Here is an 18558-nt window from a genome sequence, read left to right as displayed (position 1 = left end):
CGGCACGAACGCAATCGCAGTCGCGTGTCGGGCACCCATCCGCGGCTGCCCGGATGCCGCAAGGCATGCAGGTCCCGCACGACGCGCCAAAGACAGCAATGTCCATAAGGCCCATTGGTTCCCGTCCAACTTGCCCTCGCTCCCATCCTGATCGTCGTGTATAAGCCCCGATCCCGGTCAGACCGTACCCAACGGCTGGTCTTGGGCGATCAACTTTTCGCGCAGGCTGATCTGCGCATTGTCGAAGGGGAAGTGTCATGGGCGAGCGTTGGAGCCCGTCGAGCTGGCGGTCGAAGCCGATCCTGCAGGCGCCGGTCTACAAGGACCAGGCTGCTCTTCAGGACGTCGAGAAGCGCTTGTCCGGGTTTCCGCCGCTGGTTTTTGCAGGCGAGGCGCGCAATCTGAAGAAGTCTCTCGCGAAAGTCGCCAAGGGCGAGGCCTTCCTTCTCCAGGGCGGCGATTGCGCCGAGAGCTTCGCCGAGCACGGCGCCGACAATATCCGCGACTTCTTCCGCGCCTTCCTCCAGATGGCGGTCGTCATGACCTATGCCGCCGGCATGCCGGTGGTGAAGGTCGGCCGCGTCGCCGGCCAGTTCGCCAAGCCGCGCTCGTCGGACAACGAGACGATCGACGGCGTGACCCTGCCGTCCTATCGCGGCGACATCATCAATGACATCGCCTTCACGCCCGAGGCCCGCGAGCCGGACCCGGCGCGCCAGGCCATGGCCTATCGCCAGTCGGCGGCGACGCTGAACCTCATCCGCGCGTTTGCCTATGGCGGCTATGCCAATCTCGACAACGCGATGAAGTGGATGCTCGGCTTCGTCAAGGACACGCCGGCGAACGACAAGTACCGCCACCTGTCCGAGCGGATCCAGGAAGCGCTGGACTTCATGCGCGCCTGCGGCATCAACCCGGAAGCCCATCCGGAACTGCGCACGACCGAGGTCTATACCAGCCACGAGGCGCTGCTGCTCGGCTACGAGGAGGCGCTGACCCGCGTCGATTCCACCAGCGGCGACTGGTACGCGACCTCAGGCCACATGCTGTGGATCGGCGACCGCACGCGCCAGCCCGACCATGCCCATGTCGAGTATTTCCGCGGCGTGCAGAACCCGATCGCCTTCAAGTGCGGCCCGAGCCTCGACAGCGACGGCCTGTTGAAGCTGCTCGATGCCCTGAACCCCGAGGACAAGGCCGGGCGCATCACGCTGATCTGCCGGTTCGGCGCCGACAAGGTGGAGAAGCATCTGCCGGCGCTCATCCGGGCGGTGGAGCGTGAAGGCCGCACGGTCGTGTGGTCCTGCGACCCGATGCACGGCAACACGATCAAGGCGGCGAGCGGCTACAAGACCCGCCCCTTCGACCTGGTCATGGGCGAGATCGAGCACTTCTTCCAGATCCACGAGGCCGAGGGCACCTATGCCGGCGGCATCCATCTGGAAATGACCGGCAAGAACGTCACCGAATGCACCGGCGGCCGTGCCGCGATCACCGATCTCGACCTGTCGGACCGCTACCACACCCATTGCGACCCGCGTCTCAATGCCGAGCAGGCGCTGGAAGTGTCGTTCAAGGTGGCCGAGATGCTGAAGCGCCAGCGCCTGTCGCGCGGGCCGATGGTGCGCGAGGCCGCCGAATAAGGCTGCGGCCAGCTCGTCTCAATCAGAAAGGCCCGCCCGGGTGACCGGGCGGGCCTTTTGGTTGGTTCGGGACGCCTTGCAGCCGCTGTCAGTATTTCACGCCCAGGCCCGCGCGGGCGACCTGCAGCGTGACGGGCACGCCGCCAAGGCTCGGAATGTTCACGAACTGATATTCGGCGCGCAGGAAGATGTTGTCGGTCAGGAGGGCTTCGACGCCCGCACCGGCGGTCCAGCCGAAGCTGATGCGGTTCGGCTGACTGGCCGTGATGAGCCCTGAGCCGCCGATGCACTGGGTGGACCCGCTGGTCGTGTCGGTGCCGGTGCGCACGCAGGTCGCGCTGTAGCCGAAGCTGGTCGAGCCGCGAGCGACCACCGGGCCGATGGTGGCAAAGGGCATGAGGCGTCCGAAAGCCCAGCCGAAGCGGGCACGCGCGCTCCAGTAGTCGTGGAGCTGGGCGGTGACGGATGTGGTCGACAGGACAGCGTCGGTATAGGCATCGCCGGAGAACACCAGGGATGCCGGCGGCGTGAAGCTGGACGTGCCGCCATTGCCGCGGATCAGCCTCGTATAGTCGAACTCGATGCCAACAACGGCATCTTCGTACTGGACTTGATAGCCGACGAAGGCACCGAACACTTTCGGCGCGGAGGTGACCGGGTTGAGGTGGAGGATGTTCGAGATCGCCGTGGACTGCGCAGTGCCGTCAGCGAAGGCATAGCCGTTCAGGACATTGTTGACATAGTTCTTGCCGGCGTTCTGGACACTCATGTTCATCGTGCCCGCGCCGCCAAAGGCGCCGATATAGGCGCCCGACCAGGTCGGACCAGTCGATTCATAGCCCGGCAGGGAGCCGCGCAGCGCCATGTCGGCAGCCTCGGCCTGAGCGCCAAGCCCCATCGCCAGAACCATTGCCGCCAGGCCCGAAGCGATCCTGAAACGCGTCGCCATCTTTGCCTCCTCCGCCGGTCCGCATCGGACGAACCGCAATCTCGTGGCTCCTATTCATCAATCATCAAGGTTACCGTCCGGTTAAGTCTGATAGGCCTCAACCATTTGTTCTGCCTGCAATATTTACGTTTCGTTCATGGACATTAACGCGCCGTTGCGTCATCACGGCATCGCCGCCATCCGCAGGGTCCGTTGAGAACAGCGCGGGCGCGCGTTACATCTGGTGCCATGACCCAGACCCCGACCTCGTTCCGCATCGCCGTCGCCCAGCTGAACCCGATCATGGGCGATGTCGCAGGCAATCTCGCGAAAGCCCGCGGCGCACGCGCCGATGCGGTGGCGGCGGGCGCCGACCTCGTCGTGTTCTCGGAGCTGTTCATCTCGGGCTATCCGCCGGAGGACCTGGTGCTGAAGCCGGCCTTCCAGGCGGCCTGCCGGCAGGCCACGGAAGCGCTTGCCCGCGATACCGCCGATGGCGGCCCGGCGATGATCGTCACCACGCCATGGGTCGACCAGGGCCGGGTGTTCAATGCAGCGGTCTATTGCGATGCCGGCCTGATCCAGGCGGTACGCTACAAGGTCGACCTGCCCAATTACTCGGTGTTCGACGAGAAGCGCGTGTTCGCGCCAGGCCCCCTGCCCGGCCCGATCAATGTGCGCGGCGTGCGCATCGGCGTGCCGATCTGCGAGGACATCTGGGGCGCGGAAGTCGTCGAGACGCTGTCGGAGACCGGCGCCGAGATGATCATCGTGCCGAACGGCTCGCCCTATCGCGAGAGCGTCTATGACGAGCGGATGAGCACGATCGTCGCGCGGATCACCGAGAGCGGCCTGCCGTTCCTCTATGTGAACCAGATCGGCGGCCAGGACGAACTGGTGTTCGACGGCGCCTCGCTGGCGGTCAATGCCGACCGCTCGCTTGGCCTGCAGCTTCCCGCCTTCGTCGAGCAGATCGCCATGGTCGAGGCGACCAAGCAGGACGGCACCTGGCGCTTCTCCGGCCCGGTCCATGCCCATGAGACCGGCGACGAGGCCAATTACGCCGCCTGCGTGCTGGGCTTGCGCGACTATGTCGAGAAGAACCGCTTCCCCGGCGTGGTGCTGGGCCTGTCGGGCGGCATCGATTCCGCCATCTGCGCGGCGATGGCCGCCGATGCGCTCGGGCCGGACCGGGTCCATTGCGTCATGCTGCCCTACCGGTTCACATCGGAGGAATCGCTGAAGGACGCCTTCGCCTGCGCCCGCGCGCTGGGTGTCCGCTACGACATCGTGCCGATCTCGGCGGCGGTCGAAGGGCTGGAATCCTCGCTCGCGCCCCTGTTCAAGGGCACCAGCCGCGACATCACGGAGGAGAACCTGCAGAGCCGCGCCCGCGGCACGATCCTGATGTCGATCTCCAACAAGTTCGGCGCCATGGTGGTGACCACCGGCAACAAGAGCGAGATGTCTGTCGGCTATGCCACGATCTATGGCGACATGAACGGCGGCTACAATCCGATCAAGGACCTCTACAAGTCCGAGGTGTTCCGCCTCTCGGCGCTGCGCAACCGCTGGAAGCCGGCCCGCGCGCTCGGGCCCGACGGCGAGGTGATCCCGGTCAACATCATCGTCAAGCCGCCAACGGCGGAGCTGCGCGAGAACCAGAAGGACCAGGACTCGCTGCCGCCCTATGACGTGCTCGACGCGATCCTGGAGCGGCTGGTGGAGCGCGAGGCCTCCGTCGCGTCCATCGTCGCCGAGGGCTATGACCTGGAGACCGTCAAGAAGGTGGAGCGGCTCCTGAACATCGCCGAATACAAGCGGCGGCAGGCGGCCCCCGGGGTTAAGGTGACGGCGCGCAATTTCGGCCGCGACCGCCGCTATCCGATCGTCAACCGCTTCCGCGATCTCGGCGAGCCCGTGCCGCAACCCGACATGGCCGTCGTGAGCCCGAACGCGACGCCGAAGCTCGACGTGGTGGATTTCTAGGCGCTCTTTCAGCGCCTATTCTCCGATCCACCGGTTGGCGATCATGGCATCGATCCCGACAAGGATTTCGTTCCGGGCCGGGCCCGGCCCATTGCCGGCTACAGCCGTTCCAGCACGATCCGGCCCTCGTGCCAGAGCAACAGGCCCCATTGCGCAGCGCGATTGATGATCCAGCAGTCGTCCAACTGCGGCGTTTCCGCATAGCGCGCGTCGGGCAGCTGATCCATGTCGAGCAGGGCGGGGATCAGATCCGGCAAGGCGGCAGTGTCAACGCCGATGATGATCGCCACGCCGGTGTTCGGGGTTCGCGCGTAGAACTCGACCCATCCCGACAGGTCTTCCGCGGCGATGATCTCGGCAAGCGCCTCCTGCGTCACGGACCCGTGCGGCGGGCCGTAGCATAGGCCCTTCGTGTACCAGTCACCGCGCTGGGGGAAGCGACCGCCGAATCGGGCCAGTTCGATCGCGTGGTCCGCGTCGACCGCGATCGTGAACCGGTCGCACAGACCGGCCACGACAGGCGCGGTCCGGCCGAGGACCAAGGCGGCATCGCCGCGCTTCAGCCGGGCCTGGTTCTTCTGTTTCAGGACTTCCATGCGGGCCGATGCAGTCTTGTCCTGAGACACGTTCGTCGGCTCGCGGGCTATGTTGTGGCGCCGGCAGCAAAGCAGCAATCGGATGCCGGTTTCAAGGCGGTGGAACTCAACCCCATTTTGACCGGACGGTCGGCCTTGCAGAGGCCCTACCGCCCCAGAGTGAACGAGTAGGTCACGCTTGACCCAACCGTCAGCTGGTTGACGCTGCCGCGCTGGGCGACCAGCGGGGCTGACGCCGCACTTCCCGTCAGCCGCTCGTAGGCGGCAAAGCCGGTGACGGTCCAGCCCCCATCGAAGGCGTAGGCGACCTGAGCTGCGGCGCCATAGCGCAGGAGCCCGCCGCGCGCAGAATAGGCGGTGAGGCCCGAGGCCAGGCTCTCGGTCGGCGAGACCGAGAAATAGGTGGAGGCGTATCGGTCGCTGCCGAAGAAGGCTCGTGGCCCGGCCGAGACGGTCCAGCGCTGGGCGGGCCGCCAGATGACATCCGCGCCGGCATTGCCGACGAGCGCCGCGTGGCCGCCGATGCCATGACGCACCGCCGCCCGCAGGCGCAGCCATTCCACCGGGAACAGTTCGGCGAAGGCGCCGGCCTCGATGGTCAGCCCGACATTGGCGAGGCCGGCGAGCCTTGCGTCGTCGCCGGCCCGGCGGGCGCCGACGATCCCGATATTCGGGCCAAGGCGAAACCAGCCGAGATCGACCAGGGCCGGCGAGATGCCGTCATCGAAGGAGGAGAAGCGTTCCGGAGCGCCGGGCGCCCTCAGCGACAGGCGCGGCATGATCATCGGCCCGAGCCTGCTCGATCCCGTCCACAAGGGCACGGCGGCGACGGTGCCGCCAAGCGTCACCGTCCAGCCATTGGCGGCCTCGGGCAGGGTCTGCGACGAGGCGGGAAGAGTGGCGAGACCAAGAGCGGCGGCAAGGATGAGAGCGCGAGACAGCATGGAACCGGATGCGATTGCGGACAATGTGAACGATCCTAGCGAGACCTCGTTAACGAAGGCCTCGCGCGGTTTGCCGCCATTTCGCCGTGCATGGGCAAAGCCAGCTCTGGACCTCGCGGCCTGGCCGCGCTATCGCGCTTTCCACGAGCAGCGAAGGCCTTGAACGATGACCGATGCGGAAGCCCTGAAACGCGATGCCGCCGCCAAGGCGCTGACCTTCGTCGAGGATGGCATGCGGCTCGGCCTCGGCACGGGATCGACGGCCAAGCACTTCGTCGATCTGCTGGCAGAGCGTGTCCGCGGCGGACTGAGGGTGATCGGCGTGCCGACCTCCGAAGTCACCCGCAAGCAGGCGGAAAGCCTTGGCGTGCCTCTGACGACGCTGGACGAGACGCCCGAGCTCGATCTCACCATCGACGGCGCCGACGAAATCGACCCGGATCTCAACCTGATCAAGGGCGGCGGCGGCGCGCTGCTGCGCGAGAAGATCGTGGCTGCGGCCTCGGGCCGGATGATCGTGATTGCCGACCAGAGCAAGATGGTCGACGCTCTCGGGCGCTTTCCCTTGCCGATCGAGGTCAACATGTTCGGCCTCGCCGCAACGCGGCGCGCCATCGAGACAGTGTTGGCGAAAGCTGGGTGCAGCGGCCCCATTTCCGTCCGGACCAAGGCCGACGGCCATGTTTTCGTCACGGACGGCGGTCACATGATCCTGGATGCGGCCTGCGCGCGGATTCCCGACGCTGCCGGGCTCGCGTCCCGCCTCCATTCCGTGCCCGGTGTGGTGGAACACGGCCTGTTCATCGGTCTGGCGACTTTTGCGATCATAGCTTCCCCTGGAGGCGCAGAGATCGTAGGACGTGTCGGACACTAAGCTGCCTGCGGTCCGCCGCAGCGCAAAGCCTGCTCGAGGAGTTTTCCAGATGCTCGCCCGTACCTTTGCTGCCGCAGCCGTGGCCGCCGTCGTTGCGTCCTCCGGCGCTTTTGCGCAGCAGAGCCCCGCTGCCCCGCGGCCGAGCCTGCTCGCCCAGGCTGCCCCGCCGGCAGCCCCCGCCGCACCGCAGCTCGCACCGGAGCACATCGCCCTTGCCCGCCAGGTGGTGGAGCTGTCGGGCGCCACCGCCTCGTTCCAGAACGTCATTCCGGCGTTCATCGAACAGGCCAAGGCGATGTTCCTGCCGACCAATCCGGATCTCGGCCGCCAGTTCAGCGAAGTCGGTGACCAGCTCAAGGGCGAGTTCCAGCCGCGCGTCGAGGAACTGATCCAGGCGATCTCGGCCGCCTATGCCCAGCGCTTCTCGGTGGAGGAGCTGAGGAAGATCCAGGCGTTCTACCAGTCGCCCGAGGGTTCCAAGCTGGTGCGTACTGTCCCCTCCATCATGGAAGAGACCTTTGCCCGCTCGCAGCAGTGGAGCCAGATCGTGACCCGCGATCTCGTCGCCCGCTTCCGCGAGGAATTCGTCAAGCGCGGCATCCGCCTCTGACGACGAGGGGCGCCAAGGCGGCCTGGCCAGTTGAAACACCTTCGAAAGCCCGGCCTCGCGCCGGGCTTTGTCGTTTTGGACGCAGGGAGCCGCGACGCGGCCTGGCGCGGGCCATCCTCACCGCGTCATGCCCGCCCTTGTGGCGGGCATCCACGACTTCAATTCAGCAGGCGCAAGGAAAGACGTGGATGGCCGGGACAAGCCCGGCCATGACGGCGGAGAGGGCGCGCCGGGAGGGTGGGCCCATCGCAGGCGCGGCGATGCGGGCAAGACGGGACCAGCGGACGCCCCGCCGCTCTGACACTGTCACCCCCGGCGAGCGAAGCGAGGGAAGGGGGTCCAGGGGCCGCTCGTCAGAATCCCTCGGCGTGCCCCTCTGCCGCCTGATTTGCCCGGCCCTTCGCCGCGGACGGAGCGGCGTGACGGCCCCTGGATCCCCTTCCCTCCCTCGGCTGGCGCCTCGGTCGCCGGGGATGACGTCCGTTCTCGGATGGATAGGCCGGCGACGTGGGCGGGGCCGCCCCTCCCCGCCGCTCAGTCCTCGTCGGCCTTCATGGTCCAGCCGAGCTTCGCCCAGAGGATCGGCGCGAGCAGCGCGAGCACCGCAATCGCCAGCAGCGTCGCCGAGATCGGGCTGGTGACCAGCACGGTGGCATCGCCATTGGTGATCTGCAGCGCGCGGCGGAGCTGCGTCTCCGCCATGGGCCCGAGGATCATGCCAACGATGACGGGGGCGATCGGATAGTCGAAGCGGCGCATGGCGAAGGCCAGCAATCCGAGCACCAGCACCAGCGACAGCTCGACCAGCGAGGCCTTGGCGGCCAGCACACCGACGGTCGCGAAGACGAGAATGCCGCCATAGAGCCAGGGGCGCGGGATCGACAGGAGCTTCACCCACAGGCCGACCAGCGGCAGGTTGAGCACGACCAGCATGACATTGGCGATGAACAGCGAGGCGATCAGCCCCCAGACCACGTCAGGCGAGGTGACGAAGAGGAGCGGACCGGGCTGGAGGTTATATTGCTGGAAGCCGGCGAGCATGATGGCGGCGGTGGCCGAGGTGGGGATGCCGAGCGTCAGGAGCGGCACCAGCGTGCCGGCGGCGGAGGCATTGTTGGCGGCCTCGGGGCCGGCCACCCCTTCGATCGCGCCCTGACCAAACTCTTCCGGGTGCTTGCTGATCTTCTTTTCCGTCGCATAGGACAGGAAGGTCGGGATCTCGGCGCCGCCGGCCGGCAAGGCGCCGATCGGGAAGCCGAAGGCGGTGCCGCGCAGCCAGGGCCCCCAGGAGCGCTTCCAGTCCTCCTTCGTCATCCAGAGCGATCCGCGGATCGCCTCGATCGTGCCCGAGCCGCCCTCGCGCTTGCGACCCCCGGCCACCGCCATGGCCTCGCCGACCGCGAACATGGCGACCGCCACCGTCGTCACCTCCAGGCCATCCAGAAGATCCGGTACGCCGAAGGCCAGGCGCGCCTGGCCCGTGAGCTTGTCGATGCCGACCAGGCCCAGCGTCAGGCCGATGGCCAACGAGGTGAGGCCGCGAAGCCGCGACGAGCCGAAGGTCGCCGAGACCGTGATGAAGGCCACCACCATCAGGGCGAAATAGTCTTCCGGCCCGAAGGCAATGGCGATCTCCGCCAGCCAGGGCGCGAAGATGGTGAGCATGGCGGTGGCGATGGTGCCCGCGACGAACGAGCCGATGGCGGCGGTGGCGAGCGCCGGTCCGCCGCGGCCGGCCTTGGCCATCTTGTTGCCCTCCAGCGCCGTGACGATCGACGCACTTTCGCCTGGCGTGTTGAGCAGGATCGAGGTGGTCGAGCCGCCATACATGCCGCCGTAATAGATGCCGGCGAACATGATCAGCGACCCGCCGGGGTCGAGCTTGAAGGTGACGGGCAGCAGGAGCGCGACCGTCATGGCCGGACCGATGCCGGGCAGGACGCCGACCGCCGTGCCGAGCGTCACGCCGATCAGCGCGAACATCAGGTTCATCGGCTGGATCGCGATGGCGAGGCCGTTCAGGAGCTGGGCAAGCGTGTCCATGACGGCCTCAGAACAGGGTTTCGAACAGGCCGGTCGGCAGCGACAGGCCGAGAACCCTGACGAAGAATAGGTAGACGACGAGGCCCATGACGGCACCGAGCGCCAGGTCGACCAGCGCCCGGGTTGAGCCGAAGCCGCGGGCGGTGGCCGCAAACAGGATCGCGATGGCCGGGATGAAGCCTGCCGTCTTGATCAGCGCGAGCATCACAGCGAGGCCACCGGCGATCCAGAGGACCGAGACCCAGTCCTCGCCCTCGCGCGGCGGGGTCGCGCCCTTCACGCCCTCGAGCACGGTGAGGAGCCCAAAGAAGGCCAGCAGACCGCTGACCAGGAACGGCATCATCTGCGGGCCGATGGCCTGGTTGCCGAAGCTGGCGGCAAGGCCCCAGGATTGCCAGACGACAAGGCCTGCGGTGGCGATCAGGCCGAAGCCGATGGCGATGACCGGCTTGTCGGACATGCGGGGGCTTGCGTCCGACATCAGGCTTTGACCAGTCCGAGTTCGCGCAGCACGCCGTCGACGCGCTGCACCTCGGCCTTGACGAACTCAGCGAAGGGCTCGCGGTCGAGATAGGTGTCCTGCCAGCCCTTGGCGGCCAGCTGCTCGGCCCAGGAGGGCGACTTCACCATCTGCTTCACCACCTCACCGATGGCCGCGATCTGCTCGGTCGAGAGGCCGGGACCGGCGAACAGGCCGCGCCAGTTCTGCAATTGCAGGTCGAAGCCCTGTTCGGTCAGCGTCGGGCCGGGAAGGCCCGCCGTGCCGGCCGGTGCTGTCAGGCCCAGCCAGCGCATGCGGCGGCCCTTGACGTGCTGATCGAACTCGCTGGCGCCGCCGACGCCGACCGTCACGCGGCCGGACAGGATGGCTGCCAGCGCCTCGCCGCCGCCGGAATGGGCGATGTAATTGACCTTGGAACCATCGGCACCGGCCTTGCCGGCGAACATGGCGGCGGTGATGTGGTCGACGCCACCGGCGGAGCCGCCGCCCCAACTGACCTTGGCGACATCGGTCTTCACCGCGGCCACCAGGTCCTGCACCGTCTTGATCGGCGAGTTCTGCGCGACCACCAGTGCCTGCCATTCGCCGGTGAGCCTGGCGATAGGCGTGACCGCATCGAGCGTCACCGGCGCCTTGTTCATCAGAATGGCGCCGACCATGACGAAGCCCGACACCATGATGCCGGTCGGGTCGCCCTTGAAGCCGTTGACGAACTGGGCAATGCCGATCGTGCCGCCCGCACCGGCCACATTGGTCACCTGCGCCGAGCGCACGATCTTCTGGCCGATCAGCACGCCCTGCATGACGCGGCCGGTCTGGTCCCAGCCGCCGCCAGGGGCCGCCGGCACGAGGATCTTCATCTCGGTCAGCGCCTGCGCGAAAGCCGGATTTGCCAGCAGCGACAGGGCAGCGCCCGCGCCGGCTGCGAGGGCCTCGCGGCGTGAAAGGTTGGTCATGGCGTCACTCCCGGAATGCTTTGGCCGACCCTGAACTCATCCGGCCCGAAGCCCAATAGGTGCAAATACGGGGAATGCCAGGACGATGTGACGGATATCCCCCTGTCGCGCCTCTGCGGCAATGCCTATCTTCGCCCTTCAATCTGAAAGGGATTCGGTATGACCTACGACGTCGATCTGTTCGTCATCGGTGGCGGCTCGGGCGGCGTGCGCGCAGGCCGCATCGCGGCCCAGCACGGGGCGAGCGTCATGCTCGCCGAGGAATACCGGATGGGCGGCACCTGCGTCATCCGCGGCTGCGTGCCGAAGAAGCTGATGGTCTATGCCTCGCAATATCACGAGCATTTCGAGGATGCGGCGGGCTTCGGCTGGACGGTCGGCGCAACCTCGTTCGACTGGAAGGCCTTCATCGCCGCCAAGGACCGCGAGATCGGCAGGCTCGAAGGCATCTATGACAGCAATCTCGCCAAGGCCGGCGTGACCATCGTCAAGCAGCGCGCGACGGTCACCGGCGAGAACGAGGTGACGCTCGCCGACGGCCGCGCCATCAAGGCCCGCTACATCCTGGTGGCCACCGGCGGCCGCCCCTCGACCGACGAGGCGCTGCCGGGGCTCGAACACACGATCTCGTCCAATGAGGTGTTCCATCTTACCGAGCAGCCGAAGCGGATCGTCATTGCCGGCGGCGGCTATATCGCGGTGGAATTCGCCGGCGTCTTCGCGGGCCTCGGATCCGAGGTCACACTGGTCTACCGGGGCGAGAAGATCCTGCGCGGCTTCGACGAGGATGTGCGCGATCACCTGATGGGCGAATATGCCAAGAAGGGCATCAAGCTGGTGATGAGCGAGACCTTCGAGCGCATCGACAAGGGCCCCGGCGGCCTGACGGTGGCGTTCCGCAACGGCCATGCGCCGATCGAGGCCGACCAGGTGTTGATGGCCATCGGGCGCAAACCCAACACGGCCAACCTTGGCCTGGAAGCGGTCGGCGTCGCACTCGACGAGGTGGGCGCGATCAAGGTGGATGGCCGCAGCCGCTCGTCGGTGCGCACGATCTTCGCGGTCGGCGACGTGACCAACCGCGTGAACCTGACCCCGGTGGCGATCCGCGAGGGCCATGCCTTCGCCGACACGATCTTCGGCGGCAATCCCTGGTCGGCGGATCATTCCACCATTCCGACCGCGGTGTTCTCCGAGCCGGAGATCGGCACGGTCGGCCTGTCGGAGCAGCAGGCCCGCGCCAAGGGCCATGCGGTCGACATCTACCGCGCGACATTCCGGCCGATGAAGCACACGCTGTCGGGGCGCGACACACGCATGCTGATGAAGCTGGTGGTCGACGGCGAGACCGACAAGGTGCTCGGTGTCCATGTCTGCGGCCCGGATGCCGGTGAAATGATCCAGCTCGCCGGGATCGCGGTGAAGATGGGCGCGACCAAGGCCGATTTCGACGGCACGATGGCGGTGCATCCGACGGCGGCGGAAGAGCTCGTGACCATGCGCACGCCGAGCGCCCGCTACGCCAAGGGCGAGTAGGCCTCCGCCCCGCCCCTCACCCTAGCCCTCTCCCCGCAGGCGGGGAGAGGGAACAGATTGCGCTCTCTTTGAGACCGCGCGGTTCTCCCGCTGGTTCCGACAGATCGACGGTGGATGGAGAGCGGAGGCGTTCCCTCTCCCCGCTGGCGGGGAGAGGGTCAGGGTGAGGGGCAAGCGTCGGCTTGGCTGACAGCCGGTGAGGAAGCCCTGTTTCAGCACCACGCCATCACTGGCGTTCAGAACCGCCTCAGCGCGGATTGAGCCTCAAGGTCCCAATCGCGCCCTGTTCGATATCCGCGCGGCGGGTGCGCATGGGGATGTAGTCGACCCGCGCCCATCGCTCAGCGAGATTGCGGTAGAGCGACGAGGTCGGCAGGCCCGACTGTCCCGTCGAGTGGATGAACACCGAGCGTTCGGGATCGGCCATGTCGTAGAGCGCGCGGAGCGACGCCGAATGGCGCGACACGAACGGTTCCTCGTCATTGCGGATCGTGTGGCGATTGACGTTGACCGTGTAAGTATCGCCGGGCACGGGAACGCGCACATCGAAGAAACGAGCGAGCGACGCGACGCGCGCGAAGGGGCGATGTTCGGAGCGGGCATCGTGAGCCACGCCCCAGCGCCAGGCTGACCGGTCGGCGCCATAGCGCTTCTCCAGATCGTCGAGCGCCAGTTCCAGCGCCCGCGAGGCGAGCGTCGCGCAGGAGGTTGCGGGGACCGTGCGGCTGGCGCACCAGCTGCCCGCGCCGCCCTCGTTGCGCAGGACCGACATCATGAAGACCTGCCGCTGGTCCCAATAGTCAGCGAAGAGCCGTGGCCCCAGTTCGTCGGCATAGACGAGGCGGGTGAGTTCACGCAGCCAGGCCGTGACGATCAGGGGCTCGGCCCGGTCGGTCGCCATCGTGCCGTCGAAGCTCTTGAGGAGATCCAGCACCTGCCGCTCGCGGGGCGGTGTCGCGCGCCGGCGCTCCTCGTCGCCGGTGGGATAGGCGGCGATCAGCAGCGGCAGGATCTCGCGGACAGCGTTCGACCGATGGTCGGACTGGATCACGCGGAAACTGTCGAGGGAGTGCTTGTCGCGGGCCGCCAGCAGCTCACGAATGCGATCGGCGCGGTGCGGGGTCGCCCATTCCGAAGTGATGTGATGGGGGTAGTTCTCCGGCGTGATGCGCTCATTGGCGGTGAGGCGATAGCCACGCTCGGGATTGTACTCGCGCGGCAATTCGCCGAACGGGATGAAGCCCGCCCAGTCATAGCGGGCGTCCCAGCCGGGCGCCGGAAACAGGCCGCGCAGGTCGTTGTCCGGCTTGCGGATCGGCACCTGTCCGGCCGCGACATAGCCGATGTTTCCGTCGACATCGGCATAGACCATGTTCTGTTGCGGCGAGTGGAAATGGCGGACGGCCTCGAGGAATTCGGGCCAATTGGCCGCCCGGTTCATCCGGCTTGCCGCCTGCACCGTCAGGTTGTCGGGGCTGAGCGCGGTCCAGCGCAGCGCCAGGGCATAGCCGCGCGGCGTGGCCGTCGTGGCGCCGCGCGAGGCGCCATCGGAAATAACCGGCCCGTGACGCGAGATGCGCACCGTCAGCGTGACATCGGCGGCTCCCCTGACCTTGATGCGCTCCTGGACGGTGTCGAAGCGCTGCCAGCCCCCCGGCGCCTGGTAGAGCATGGGATCACGGCCATCGACCTTCTCGATATAGAGGTCCTGCACGTCGGGGCCGGTATTGGTGAAGCCCCAGGCGATGCGCTCGTTGCGCCCGAGGATGATGCCGGGCGTGCCGGGCAGGCTCGCGCCGATCACCGTTCCAGCCGGCGAGGTCATCCGTGCGAAATACCAGAGCGCCGGGGCCGAAAGCCCGAGATGTGGATCGTTGGCGAGCAGCGGCTTGCCGGTCTCGGAGCGGGCGCCGGACACGACCCAGTTGTTGGAACCTATGCCCTCAAGTCCAATGTCGAAGGGCCGGATGGCTTCGGCGGCGGCGCGCGCCTCGGGCCCCAGCGCCTTGTAGAGCGCGGTGTAGTCGGGAAGCGCCGGCCAGGTCTCGCCGGGATAGGGCGGCAGGATCTGCCCGATCCGCTCCATCGACAGGCCGGCCTGGGCGAGCCTGAGGCGCATGATCTCGCTGTTCAGATTGCCGCCGAGGTCGAGCGCCATCATCAGCGACCAGCCGATGGAATCGACCGGTGTCCAGGGCTCGGGTCGGGGTGCTCGCAGGATCTGGAATTCCGGCGGCAGCGGCGAGGTCGATGTTTCGAGGAAGGCGTTGACGCCGCGCGCATAGGCCAGCAGGTGCGCGCGGGTCTCGGCATCGACATTGCGCCAGATCGCTTCCGCCGTGCGGCGAATGCCGATGGTGCGCAGGAAGCGATCGGTCTCCAGCCCCGGCGGCCCGACGATCTCCGACAGCCGCCCATTGGCGATGCGGCGGTTCAAATCCAGCTGCCACAGGCGGTCCTGGGCATGGACGAAGCCGAGCGCCGCGCTGGCGTCGGTGTCGGTTGCGGCGAAGATATGGGCGACGCCCTCGCGATCGCGGACGATCTCGACCGGGCGGTCGAAGCCCGGAACGCCAAGCGTTCCCGCCACCTGCGGCTCGACGGCGCGCCAGTACCAGAGCGCACCGCCCACGGCCGCGACGACCAGCAGCAGGACAAGGACCAGGGTCCATTTCGCGAGCTTGCCGATGATGCGCAACATAGAGCCTCTCCCGTCGGGGAGGCGGAGTTGATCATTGCACGGGCGCGGTGCGCAAGCAGGCCGGCCAGCCGATGGCGACAGCCAATGCGGGACTCAGCGCCCGCGCTGCATGGTCAGCGTCACCCAGCCTTCGATCAATTGCCGGCTCACCAGATGGAGGCCGCGGTCGCGGTAGGCCGAGATGACCAGGTTGGCGTGGGGCGGAATGATGCCCGACAGCACCACGGTGCCGCCCGGCGCGACGAGGCGGACGAGATCGGTCGCCAGGCCCACCAGCGGGCGCGGGAGGATATTGGCGAGCACCAGATCATAGGGCGCGCCACGGCGGAACCGCGCATCCTTCAGGCCGGCGGCATGGATCACCTGGGCATAGGCCCGGGCCTTGTTGATCACCGCATTCTCGCGCGCGGCGATGACCGAGATGGCATCGATGTCGGAGGCGAGCACCGGAACGCGGTGGCGCAGAGCGGCGGCAATCGCCAGAACACCGGTGCCGGTGCCGACATCGAGCGGACGGAAGGCGCGGCCGCGCTTGGCCAGCCGGTCGATCGCATTGAGGCAGCCGAGCGTCGTGCCGTGATGGCCGGTGCCGAAGGCGAGCGCCGCCTCGATTTCGATGGGGATCGCGTTCAGCGCGACCTTGTCGCGGTCGTGGCTGCCGAAGACAGTGAAGCGGCCGGACTGGACCGGCTTCAGGCCATCCAGCGAGGTCCGCACCCAGTCCTTGGATTCGATCGCATGGAAGGTCAGGCAGGCTGCGACGGGATCGCCAGCCGCCGCCCGCACCAGTTCGCGCACATTGGCTTCGTCCGGCTGTTCGCGGAAGAACACCTCGACCAGCCAGATCTTGCCGTCGGGCGCCTCGAAGGCGGCGACCGCGGTCTCCGCCGGGTCGAAGGTTTCGGAGACGATGTCGGCGACGCGCCTTGCGGCGCGCTCCGAGGTTTCCAGACGCATGAGATGGGTGGGTGACACGGGGTGCAGACCTTCGAGCATGGTGTTCCATAAAGCGGCGACGGCTGCCTGTCACGGGTCAAGGCTGCCTTCGCAGGGGTTTTGACCCGCTCGGCGCAAACGTGCCCACGGCCCACAGAGCATGGAAATGCTCAAGGTTTGTGCAGCACCGCTGACGGGCAGACCACGTTACCTTCCGTAACGTCAGAGGCTGCACAAATTTTCATCTAATCATCTGATCTTGCTGGCATTTCATTCTTGATTAACCAGCATCGGGGAGCTTCGGGCCAGTGCAAACAAGGTCGTCGCCCCATGTCAGTGCCTGCCCGATCGATCCCGGACTCCTCCTCCCCCACCCTCGACAACATCATCACCCTGGCCCGCTCCGTCCGGGGGGTGGCCAATGGCAAGATCGACGACATCCAGAAAGTGACCAACAGCCTGCGCATGCTGGCGCTCAATGCGCTGATCGAAGCGGCGCGCGCTGGCGACCAGGGGCGCGGCTTCTCGGTGGTGGCCGCCGAAGTGCGCCAGATCTCGACGACGGTGGGCGAGATCGCCGACACGCTGTCGCGCGAACTCGCCGAGCAGATCGGCGCCCTCGAGACCATGACGCTGACCATGGCCCGCACCGCGGCGGGCGACCGGCTGGTCGATCTCGCGCTCAACGCGATCGAGATCATGGACCGCAATCTCTATGAGCGGACCTGCGACGTGCGCTGGTGGGCGACCGATTCCGCCGTGGTCGACGCCCTCGCCGGCGGCAGCGAGGCTGCCGCCTTCGCCAGTTCGCGGCTGGCGGTCATCCTTGCCGCCTATACCGTCTATCTCGATCTCTGGCTGTGCGACGCCGACGGCACGATCATCGCCAACGGGCGCCCCGAGCGCTTTCCGGTGACCGGCCAATCTGTGCGCGGGGAACGCTGGTTCCGCGATGCGATGGGCCTGCGCTCCGGCGACGATTACACGGTCTCCGATGTCTCGCGCTGCGGCCCGCTCAATGGTGCCGAGGTTGCCACCTATGCCACCGCTGTGCGCGACGGCGGGCGGGTCAATGGCAAGCCGCTCGGCGTGCTGGCCGTCCATTTCGACTGGCAGCCGCAGGCGGAAACCATCGTCAGGGGCGTCAGGCTCACGCAAGAGGAAGCCCGGCGCAGCCGCGTGCTTCTGGTCGATGCCCAGAACCGGGTCCTGGCGAGCTCGGATGGTGCGGGTGTCCTGACCGAGACGGTCCCTCTGGCGACCGGTGGGCAGGCTTCCGGATGCATCACCGGTCCCGACGGCACGACGACCGCATTCCACCTGACGCCGGGCTATGAGACCTATCGCGGCCTCGGCTGGTATGGCGTCATCCAGCAGAAGGCGCGCTAGCACGCGACCGAAGATCGGGACTTCCACCGGGCCTCGCTGGGTATAGGATGACAGTGCATCGCCTGCTGATCGCAGGGGACACCAGCGAGGATTTCCCGCCATGCGCACGACATCTGCCCCGACAGCCACACCACCTGGTCAGCTGCGGGCGGGTATCTCCCCCGCGGCATAGGGGCGTCGATGCGCGATGGACTATTATTTCCGCCATCTGACGAAACGGGATCGCAGCGAGGAGGCTGACCGCCACCTTGCCTTCGTCCTGACCTTCGTCGCCGGAGCGGCCAATGCGGGCGGGTTCATGGCCGTCCAGCAATACACTTCGCATATGTCGGGCATTGTCTCGGCCATGGCCGACAATATCGTGCTCGGCGATCTGAGCCTGGTTGCCGGCGGTCTCGGGGCCTTCCTGTCCTTCGTGGCGGGCGCTGGCGTCTCGGCCATTCTGGTGAACTGGGGCCGGCGCCTGAAGCTGCACAGCGAATATGCCTTTCCGCTCGTGCTGGAAGCCCTGCTGCTGGCGCTTTTCGGCGCGCTCGGGCCCCTGCTCCAGCACAATGTCTGGTTCTTCGTGCCGTCGACCGTGATGCTGCTCTGCTTCATCATGGGATTGCAGAATGCCATCATCACCAAGCTGTCGAAGAGCCGCATCCGGACGACCCATGTCACGGGCATCACCACGGATATCGGCATCGAGCTCGGCAAGCTGCTCTACATCAACGTCAGCAAGGACGCCGAGCCGGTCAGGGCGGACCGCCCCAAGCTCTGGCTGCTCAGCGTGTTGTGCGGGATGTTCTTCGTCGGCGGCATTGTCGGCGCCGTCTGCTTCAAGCAGGCCGGTTTCTCGTTCGCCTATATCCTCAGCCTCGTGATCTTCACGATCGCGATCCTGCCGGTGACCGACGATATCCGGG

At 67.0% G+C, this 18558-nt stretch carries 14 protein-coding genes and 1 pseudogene; 7 read left to right on the top strand and 8 right to left on the bottom strand.

Annotated features, from left to right (window positions below; translation table 11 throughout):
* The first annotated feature begins 257 nt into the window (after positions 1-257).
* The gene (locus E8L99_RS08650; RefSeq protein ID WP_137099160.1) at positions 258-1643 is read left to right on the top strand and encodes a class II 3-deoxy-7-phosphoheptulonate synthase; all 1386 of its coding nucleotides are present in this window, start codon (positions 258-260) and stop codon (positions 1641-1643) included.
* 88 nt (positions 1644-1731) lie between these two features.
* Here the strand turns inward: E8L99_RS08650 and E8L99_RS08645 are convergent, their stop codons facing one another.
* Positions 1732-2592 carry an outer membrane protein gene (locus E8L99_RS08645; protein ID WP_137099159.1) on the bottom strand — a complete coding sequence of 287 codons (861 nt, stop codon included), beginning with the start codon at positions 2590-2592 and terminating at the stop codon, positions 1732-1734.
* A 228-nt stretch (positions 2593-2820) separates the two neighbouring features.
* On the opposite strand from E8L99_RS08645, the gene E8L99_RS08640 reads away from it, so the two are divergent.
* On the top strand, positions 2821-4560 hold the full coding sequence (locus E8L99_RS08640) for an NAD+ synthase (protein WP_137099158.1): 1740 nt from the start codon (positions 2821-2823) through the stop codon (positions 4558-4560).
* Positions 4561-4658: 98 nt separating this feature from the next.
* Here the strand turns inward: E8L99_RS08640 and E8L99_RS08635 are convergent, their stop codons facing one another.
* Both E8L99_RS08635 and E8L99_RS08630 read right to left on the bottom strand, forming a co-directional pair.
* A complete protein-coding gene (locus E8L99_RS08635) occupies positions 4659-5156 on the bottom strand; it encodes a hypothetical protein (RefSeq protein WP_137099157.1) in 498 nt (165 codons plus the stop codon).
* 146 nt (positions 5157-5302) lie between these two features.
* Entirely contained in the window at positions 5303-6100 is a 798-nt protein-coding gene (locus E8L99_RS08630; RefSeq protein WP_137099156.1) for a MipA/OmpV family protein, read from the bottom strand.
* Positions 6101-6266: 166 nt separating this feature from the next.
* On the opposite strand from E8L99_RS08630, the gene rpiA reads away from it, so the two are divergent.
* Together rpiA and E8L99_RS08620 are read left to right on the top strand one after the other, a co-directional pair.
* Positions 6267-6974 (top strand): ribose-5-phosphate isomerase RpiA, encoded by a 708-nt coding sequence (rpiA, locus tag E8L99_RS08625; RefSeq protein WP_137099155.1) that lies wholly within the window; start codon positions 6267-6269, stop codon positions 6972-6974.
* Between the two features lie 49 nt (positions 6975-7023).
* On the top strand, positions 7024-7584 hold the full coding sequence (locus E8L99_RS08620; protein ID WP_137099154.1) for a DUF2059 domain-containing protein: 561 nt from the start codon (positions 7024-7026) through the stop codon (positions 7582-7584).
* 534 nt (positions 7585-8118) lie between these two features.
* Here E8L99_RS08620 and E8L99_RS08615 read toward each other — a convergent pair.
* From E8L99_RS08615 to E8L99_RS08605, 3 genes are read right to left on the bottom strand one after another with little or no spacing between them, the layout of a single operon-like run.
* Positions 8119-9627, bottom strand: coding sequence for a tripartite tricarboxylate transporter permease (locus E8L99_RS08615; protein ID WP_137099153.1), 1509 nt, complete (start codon positions 9625-9627; stop codon positions 8119-8121).
* A gap of 7 nt (positions 9628-9634) precedes the next feature.
* Positions 9635-10087, bottom strand: coding sequence for a tripartite tricarboxylate transporter TctB family protein (locus tag E8L99_RS08610; protein ID WP_168201609.1), 453 nt, complete (start codon positions 10085-10087; stop codon positions 9635-9637).
* Positions 10088-10107: 20 nt separating this feature from the next.
* Positions 10108-11085, bottom strand: a complete 978-nt coding sequence (locus E8L99_RS08605) for a Bug family tripartite tricarboxylate transporter substrate binding protein (RefSeq protein ID WP_137099151.1) — start codon at positions 11083-11085, stop codon at positions 10108-10110.
* 159 nt (positions 11086-11244) lie between these two features.
* Between E8L99_RS08605 and gor the strand changes: the two genes are divergently transcribed.
* Positions 11245-12621, top strand: coding sequence for a glutathione-disulfide reductase (gene gor / locus E8L99_RS08600; RefSeq protein WP_137099150.1), 1377 nt, complete (start codon positions 11245-11247; stop codon positions 12619-12621).
* A gap of 247 nt (positions 12622-12868) precedes the next feature.
* Here the strand turns inward: gor and E8L99_RS08595 are convergent, their stop codons facing one another.
* Together E8L99_RS08595 and E8L99_RS08590 are read right to left on the bottom strand one after the other, a co-directional pair.
* Entirely contained in the window at positions 12869-15322 is a 2454-nt protein-coding gene (locus E8L99_RS08595; protein WP_137099149.1) for a penicillin acylase family protein, read from the bottom strand.
* Between the two features lie 93 nt (positions 15323-15415).
* A complete protein-coding gene (locus tag E8L99_RS08590; RefSeq protein WP_137099148.1) occupies positions 15416-16318 on the bottom strand; it encodes a 50S ribosomal protein L11 methyltransferase in 903 nt (300 codons plus the stop codon).
* A gap of 270 nt (positions 16319-16588) precedes the next feature.
* Here E8L99_RS08590 and E8L99_RS08585 point away from each other — a divergent pair, with 270 nt between their 5' ends.
* Positions 16589-17647, top strand: coding sequence for a methyl-accepting chemotaxis protein (locus E8L99_RS08585; protein ID WP_137099147.1), 1059 nt, complete (start codon positions 16589-16591; stop codon positions 17645-17647).
* A gap of 187 nt (positions 17648-17834) precedes the next feature.
* A pseudogene (locus E8L99_RS08580) lies at positions 17835-18557 on the top strand (YoaK family protein); the annotation flags it as partial.
* Position 18558: the final 1 nt, after the last annotated feature.

It is taken from the genome of Phreatobacter aquaticus, assembly GCF_005160265.1.
Taxonomy (GTDB): Bacteria; Pseudomonadota; Alphaproteobacteria; order Rhizobiales; family Phreatobacteraceae; genus Phreatobacter; species Phreatobacter aquaticus.
This window is presented reverse-complemented; position numbering and strand designations above follow the sequence as displayed.

What these genes read in the sequence shown, in the direction of transcription:
- E8L99_RS08650 (WP_137099160.1), top strand. Translation starts at nt 258, where the DNA reads ATGGGCGAGCGTTGGAGCCCGTCGAGCTGGCGGTCGAAGCCGATCCTG.
- E8L99_RS08645 (WP_137099159.1), bottom strand. Translation starts at nt 2,592, where the DNA reads ATGGCGACGCGTTTCAGGATCGCTTCGGGCCTGGCGGCAATGGTTCTG.
- E8L99_RS08640 (WP_137099158.1), top strand. Translation starts at nt 2,821, where the DNA reads ATGACCCAGACCCCGACCTCGTTCCGCATCGCCGTCGCCCAGCTGAAC.
- E8L99_RS08635 (WP_137099157.1), bottom strand. Translation starts at nt 5,156, where the DNA reads ATGGAAGTCCTGAAACAGAAGAACCAGGCCCGGCTGAAGCGCGGCGAT.
- E8L99_RS08630 (WP_137099156.1), bottom strand. Translation starts at nt 6,100, where the DNA reads ATGCTGTCTCGCGCTCTCATCCTTGCCGCCGCTCTTGGTCTCGCCACT.
- rpiA (WP_137099155.1), top strand. Translation starts at nt 6,267, where the DNA reads ATGACCGATGCGGAAGCCCTGAAACGCGATGCCGCCGCCAAGGCGCTG.
- E8L99_RS08620 (WP_137099154.1), top strand. Translation starts at nt 7,024, where the DNA reads ATGCTCGCCCGTACCTTTGCTGCCGCAGCCGTGGCCGCCGTCGTTGCG.
- E8L99_RS08615 (WP_137099153.1), bottom strand. Translation starts at nt 9,627, where the DNA reads ATGGACACGCTTGCCCAGCTCCTGAACGGCCTCGCCATCGCGATCCAG.
- E8L99_RS08610 (WP_168201609.1), bottom strand. Translation starts at nt 10,087, where the DNA reads ATGTCCGACAAGCCGGTCATCGCCATCGGCTTCGGCCTGATCGCCACC.
- E8L99_RS08605 (WP_137099151.1), bottom strand. Translation starts at nt 11,085, where the DNA reads ATGACCAACCTTTCACGCCGCGAGGCCCTCGCAGCCGGCGCGGGCGCT.
- gor (WP_137099150.1), top strand. Translation starts at nt 11,245, where the DNA reads ATGACCTACGACGTCGATCTGTTCGTCATCGGTGGCGGCTCGGGCGGC.
- E8L99_RS08595 (WP_137099149.1), bottom strand. Translation starts at nt 15,322, where the DNA reads ATGTTGCGCATCATCGGCAAGCTCGCGAAATGGACCCTGGTCCTTGTC.
- E8L99_RS08590 (WP_137099148.1), bottom strand. Translation starts at nt 16,318, where the DNA reads ATGCTCGAAGGTCTGCACCCCGTGTCACCCACCCATCTCATGCGTCTG.
- E8L99_RS08585 (WP_137099147.1), top strand. Translation starts at nt 16,589, where the DNA reads ATGTCAGTGCCTGCCCGATCGATCCCGGACTCCTCCTCCCCCACCCTC.